The 5,663-nt window shown below is 63.9% G+C and carries 7 protein-coding genes and 1 pseudogene; 5 read left to right on the forward strand and 3 right to left on the reverse strand.

Annotated features, from left to right (window positions below; genetic code table 11):
• The 4 genes from EN935_RS19865 to EN935_RS19880 form a co-directional block, all read left to right on the forward strand.
• On the forward strand, positions 1–787 hold a 787-nt coding region (locus EN935_RS19865), incomplete at its 5' end, for a Gfo/Idh/MocA family oxidoreductase (protein ID WP_164771213.1).
• 39 nt (positions 788–826) lie between these two features.
• Positions 827–2,485 carry an FAD-binding dehydrogenase gene (locus EN935_RS19870; RefSeq protein ID WP_127265312.1) on the forward strand — a complete coding sequence of 553 codons (1,659 nt, stop codon included), beginning with the start codon at positions 827–829 and terminating at the stop codon, positions 2,483–2,485.
• Between the two features lie 200 nt (positions 2,486–2,685).
• Positions 2,686–2,880 carry a hypothetical protein gene (locus EN935_RS19875; protein ID WP_109666906.1) on the forward strand — a complete coding sequence of 65 codons (195 nt, stop codon included), beginning with the start codon at positions 2,686–2,688 and terminating at the stop codon, positions 2,878–2,880.
• A gap of 20 nt (positions 2,881–2,900) precedes the next feature.
• Positions 2,901–3,122, forward strand: coding sequence for a hypothetical protein (locus tag EN935_RS19880; RefSeq protein WP_245468980.1), 222 nt, complete (start codon positions 2,901–2,903; stop codon positions 3,120–3,122).
• 151 nt (positions 3,123–3,273) lie between these two features.
• Here EN935_RS19880 and EN935_RS19885 read toward each other — a convergent pair whose 3' ends face one another.
• Positions 3,274–3,534, reverse strand: a complete 261-nt coding sequence (locus EN935_RS19885; RefSeq protein ID WP_127265310.1) for a hypothetical protein — start codon at positions 3,532–3,534, stop codon at positions 3,274–3,276.
• A 25-nt stretch (positions 3,535–3,559) separates the two neighbouring features.
• Between EN935_RS19885 and dapA the strand changes: the two genes are divergently transcribed.
• Positions 3,560–4,510 (forward strand): 4-hydroxy-tetrahydrodipicolinate synthase, encoded by a 951-nt coding sequence (gene dapA, locus EN935_RS19890; protein WP_127265309.1) that lies wholly within the window; start codon positions 3,560–3,562, stop codon positions 4,508–4,510.
• Here the strand turns inward: dapA and EN935_RS19895 are convergent.
• Together EN935_RS19895 and EN935_RS19905 are read right to left on the reverse strand one after the other, a co-directional pair.
• Positions 4,469–4,795 carry a hypothetical protein gene (locus tag EN935_RS19895; protein ID WP_127265308.1) on the reverse strand — a complete coding sequence of 109 codons (327 nt, stop codon included), beginning with the start codon at positions 4,793–4,795 and terminating at the stop codon, positions 4,469–4,471. The genes dapA and EN935_RS19895 overlap by 42 nt on opposite strands.
• Before the next feature lie 652 nt (positions 4,796–5,447).
• A pseudogene (locus EN935_RS19905) lies at positions 5,448–5,663 on the reverse strand (alpha/beta hydrolase fold domain-containing protein); the annotation flags it as partial.

Here is a 5,663-nt window from a genome sequence, read left to right on the forward strand (position 1 = left end):
CGTCTACATCCCGCTGCCGACTTCGCAGCATGTCGAATGGGCGGCCAAGGCCATCGAAGCCGGCAAGCATGTGCTGGTCGAAAAGCCGCTGGCGCTCGACGCCAAGGACATTCTCCCGCTGATCAAGCTGCGCGATGCCAAAAAGGTGCTGGTCTGCGAAGCCTTCATGGTCATCTACCACCCGCAATGGATCAAGGTGCGCGATCTCATCGCCAGTGGTGCCATCGGCCGGCTGCGCCATGTGCAGGGCGCCTTCTCCTATTACAATGTCGATCCCAACAACATGCGCAACCAGCTCGACCTCGGCGGCGGCGCGCTGCCCGACATCGGCGTCTACCCGACCGTGTCGACGCGCTTTTCCACCGGCAAGGAGCCGCTGCGCGTCCAGGCGACGATCGAGCGCGACAAGAAATTCGGCACCGACATCTACTCCTCGATCCGCGCCGATTTCGGCGACTTCGAACTGTCCTTCTACCTGTCGACGCAGATGGCGGCGCGCCAGGTCATGGTGTTCCACGGCGAGAAGGGTTTCATCGAAGTGTTCTCGCCCTTCAACGCAGGGCTCTACGACCACCACCGCGTCGAACTGCACAACCAGAACCACACCGAGGCGCAAGTGTTCCGCTTCCCCGGAACACAGCAGTACCGGCTGGAGGTCGAGACCATCGCGCGTGTGGCACAGGGCGGCAAGGAGCGTGTTTTCACGCTGGAGGAATCCGTGCTCAACCAGAAAGTCATCGACGCCATCTTCCGCGCCGGTGGCACGGACGGCTGGGAGACCGTCTGAGCCTTACAATAAGATAGCCGGCTAATTCTGGGAGGAAAAATGGCTGACGATGCGGATGTGATCATTGTCGGCGCCGGCCTTGCCGGGCTGGTTGCTGCCGCCGAGCTTGCCGAGGCGGGCAAGAAAATCATCATCGTCGACCAGGAGCCGGAGCAGTCGCTTGGCGGCCAGGCGTTCTGGTCGTTCGGCGGCCTTTTCCTTGTCGATTCGCCCGAGCAGCGGCGCATGCGCATCCGCGATTCGCATGATCTGGCGCTCGAAGACTGGATGGGAACGGCCGCATTCGACCGGCCGGAGGATTTCTGGCCGCGCAAATGGGCGCAGGCCTATGTCGGCTTCGCCGCCGGTGAGAAACGCTCATGGCTCCTGCAGCGCGGCCTGAAATTCTTTCCTGTCGTCGGCTGGGCCGAGCGTGGTGGTGGCAACGCCATCGGCCACGGCAATTCGGTGCCGCGCTTCCACATCACCTGGGGAACCGGCCCCGGCGTGCTCGAACCTTTTGTCCTGCGCGTGCGCGAGGCTCAGAAGCGTGGATTGATCAGCTTCAAATTCCGCCACCGCGTCAATGAATTGACCCGGACGGGTGCTGTTGTAACCGGCGTGCGTGGCGATATCCTGCAGCCGAGCACTGTCGAGCGCGGCCACAAGAGCGCGCGCGAAGTATCAGGCGATTTCGAGCTTCACGCGCAAGCGGTGATCGTCGCCTCCGGCGGCATCGGCGCCAACCATCAACTGGTGCGGGAGAATTGGCCGCAGCGGTTGGGCGCGGCGCCGAAGCGCATGATCACCGGTGTTCCCGACCATGTCGACGGCCGCATGCTGGCGATCACGGAACAGGCCGGCGGCTCGATCATCAACCGCGACCGCATGTGGCACTATGTCGAAGGCATCAAGAACTGGGCGCCGATCTGGACCGACCATGCCATCCGCATCCTGCCCGGTCCGTCATCGCTGTGGCTCGATGCACGCGGCAAGCGCCTGCCGGTGCCGCTCTATCCCGGCTTCGATACGCTCGGCACGCTCAGCCACATCATAAGCACCGGCTTCGACTATTCCTGGTTCATCCTGACCAAAAAGATCATCCAGAAGGAGTTCGCGCTGTCGGGCTCCGAGCAGAACCCCGATCTGACGGGCAAGAGCTGGCGCCAGGTGCTCGGCCGCGCCACGTCAGGCATTCCGGGTCCGGTCAAGGCGTTCATGGAGAAGGGCGAGGATTTTATCGTCGAGGCCGATTTACCGACCCTGGTCGCGCGCATGAACGCACTGGCCGGCGGTGAGCCGTTGCTTGAGCTGGCTGAGGTCGAGCGCGAAATTCGCGCCCGCGACCGGCAGCTCGACAACCCGTTCTCCAAGGACATGCAGGTCACCGCCCTGCGCGGTGCGCGCGCCTATCTCGGCGACCGGCTGATCCGCACGGCCAAGCCGCACAAGATGCTTGACCCGGCAAATGGCCCGTTGATCGCGGTGCGCCTCAACATCCTGACCCGCAAGACATTGGGCGGCCTGCAGACCGATCTCGACAGCCGCGTGCTGGGTGCCGACGGCCAGCCGGTCGCGGGGCTCTATGCCGTCGGCGAAGCCGCCGGTTTCGGCGGCGGCGGCGTGCACGGCTATGCGGCGCTGGAAGGCACCTTCCTCGGCGGCTGTATCTTTTCCGGCCGCAGCGCCGGTCGGGCGGCTGCTGCCTCGGTGGCATGAAACGGCGCCCTCGCGGTCTGAATTCCGGCCTGGGTCCCACATACGCCCAGGCGATAAACATATGACTTTTTTATATTTTTCAGTTTTGGCCCGCCTCGAATACAAATGCGGATGCTTTTATCTTTCTGGGTGCAGCCGGTCCTGAGCCGCTGCAGGCAGTCATCACCTCGTGGTGACAGTTAGAAAGAAGGAAGTCTCCGATGTTCCTCTCAGACGGGCTCTATCTGCCCACCCATCGTCCGTTGCCGAAGTCGCAGCTCGAACAGGCGCGGCTGGCGGCCAACAGCAATCGCCGCCGGCCGGTCGGCTTGCTCGCGCCATTCACAGCCACGTGGTGGCTGCTGGTCGTCGGCGCCTTGCTGGCCGCCGCCGCGATCGCTGCTCAGCTTTCCTGATAGCAAGGCAGGAGATGACGATGCAAACCTCTCATATTTCGCCTGACGGAGAGACCCTTCACCGCTTCGTCGTCGGACGCGATGGCGAAGGCCACTGGATCGCGCGCGACGAAGAAGGCCAGACCGGCGGCGTTTTCGCGGACAGGAGTTCCGCGATACGTTTCGCCACGATGGAAAGCGGTCACAGGGTCGGCGCGATACGCTTCGCACCGGCGAGCGTCCGACTTTCCCTGTTCAACTGATCGCGCCCGGTTCCGTCCTCATCGGAACGATCTGGCCATGGACAATTCCAACGCTGCCGACCTGACCGGATTGCTCGATCGTCTCCCGCATGTCGGCAGATTGCTCGAACACCAGCTGTGGGAAGCCGCACGCGGCCTGTCGCTCGACAGATCATCCCGACATGGCCGCCGGTTTGCCCAGTTGGTCGAGGCCGGCGCCACGCTCGACGCCGTCCTCTTGCTCGTCGCCGCGTCGAAGCCGGAGCGTTCGGTGTCCGCCATCAGCAGGATCGGCGAGCGTTGGCTTTGCAGCCTTCAAGCCACGCATGCGGAGGCGCCGGCCAGGCCCGACAAATTCGACGCGGATCACACTGATCTGGCTGCTGCGCTGCTGTCGGCCCTGCTTTCCTCGCATCTCGAACAGGCAGCGCATCCAAAATATCACCCAGGAGAATCCCATGACGTCAGAACAAGCACGACTGCGCCTGACCGGTGCGATGACCGCGCTGGTAACGCCGTTCACCGACGGCGAGGTCGATCTGAAGCAACTGACCACGCTCTTGCGCTGGCAGATCGAACAAGGGATCAACGGGCTGGTCCCGTGCGGCACCACCGGTGAAGCCCCGACCTTGTCGTGGGAGGAGCGCCTCGACATCATCGCGCTCTGCGTGAAAATTGCCGGCGGCAGGGTCCCGATCATCGCCGGCACCGGCACCAACAGCACCGAGACGACGATTGCCTTTTCGACAGCCGCCGAAGCTTTCGGCGCCGACGCCGCCCTGATCGTGACGCCTTACTATAACAGGCCGAGCCAGGAAGGCATTTTTCGCCATTTCGAAGCGGTCGCCCGCAAGATCAGCTTGCCGATCATCGTGTACAACGTGCCGGCACGAACCGGCGTCGACCTGTCGCTGGAGACGATCGAGCGCCTGGCGCAGATTCCAACCATCGTCGGCATCAAGGATGCTACGGGCGATGTGAGCCGGCTATCCTCGCTTCCCGCTGTGCTGAGGCGCCGTTTCATCTGTCTGTCCGGCCACGACGCAACGTCGTTCGGCTTCAACACGATGGGCGGGCGTGGAACCATCTCCGTGGTCTCCAACGTCGCGCCGCGACTGTGCGTCGAGATGCATGATGCGTGCCAGCAAGGCGATCACCACACCGCCCGCGCCATCCATCACCGCTTGCGGCCGCTGATCGCGGCGCTCGAACTGGAGAGCAATCCGGTTCCGGTCAAATATGCCTTGAGTCTGGCGCTGGGGCTGAGCCCGGACGTCCGATTGCCGATGACGGCTGTTCGCCCTGAAACCGAAACAGCTATACGGGAGGCGATGCTGGCCCTGAGCGGGAGCCCCGATGTCGCGCAATCAAACGCGGTGCTGGCTACGTCCGCACCGTGGCGGCTTTGACGGGACGGAAGTCGCTTTGCCGTCAACGGCATAGACCAGTCCCGGCTGGACAATCCATTCGCCGGTCCGCAGCGCCTCGACGTCAAAGCGTCCGCTGCGGTCGCGCGGTGCAACGCCGACAAAATGGTATTGCAGCCCACTCGCATCGACGACCGTCTCGGCGATCGGATGGCCAGCGAGCCGGCCGATGATCGCGCCCTGTTCCCTGAGGTTTGCCAGGACGAAATACTCCGTCGGCATCCTGCGGCTAACCCGGGAGGTCAGCCAGACTGAATGTGATTTCATGTTCGTCTGAAGCCAGTTCGTCGTTCCGGCCGCCAATCAGGCGGCGGCCCGGAACTACATAGTCGCTGGCTGCATAGGAATTCGAGAGCAGGTTTTGGCCTGATTTATAAAGGCCGCATATGCCCCGCCGATCAGGGATCCTGCCGATGCCGTCGGCGCGGCTCGATACAGTCAGGCGACGGCCTCGTCGCAGGACCATCAGCGCAGTCCGGTCCGCCGGGTTGTACGTCGGGCCGGGGCGCGCAATCAATTGCGGGCCCGCTGACGCAATCGGGGCGCCCTGGGCGGTCCGGCCTATCGGGCCAGTCCGGTCTATCGGGCCGATCTGGCCGATCCGGTCTGTCGGGACGATCGGGCCTGTCGGGGCGCCACGGCCTGTCCGGCCTCCACGGTCTGTCGGGTCGGTGGTCGCGATCCCGCCAGTGGTGTTCGCGCCAGGGGCGGTCGCGATAATCCTCCGTGTCGACGCATGCGCTAAGCGTCGCGGCGCAAATGATGAGCGCCAACGCGCTTCCGAACCTTATCATGTCTGCGATTTCCTGCTGTCGGTCGAACCCATGGTGGTCTGCACCGCCAGCATTGCGCCTGCATTACGCCGGCCGCATCCGATCATGTCTGCGTAGTCGTCTCACTCACAGGATGGGAAAATCGCTCACCAGCGCCAGGCGCCCTGCCCAAGGGCGACTACCGCCTCAGTGATCCGGGTGAAGCTTACGCGGGCTCGGCCGACCGTGTGCCGGGCCCTGAGATAGCCGTGCACCAATCCCGGTTCCTCGAACCAGGTGGCGCGGCCACCTGCCGCGATGATGCGGTCGCGATAGGCCTCGCCATCCGACGACAGCGGATCGCATTGCGCGGTGATCAGTAC

Source organism: Mesorhizobium sp. M7D.F.Ca.US.004.03.1.1, from assembly GCF_003998635.1.
In the GTDB taxonomy this organism is placed as follows: Bacteria; Pseudomonadota; Alphaproteobacteria; order Rhizobiales; family Rhizobiaceae; genus Mesorhizobium; species Mesorhizobium loti.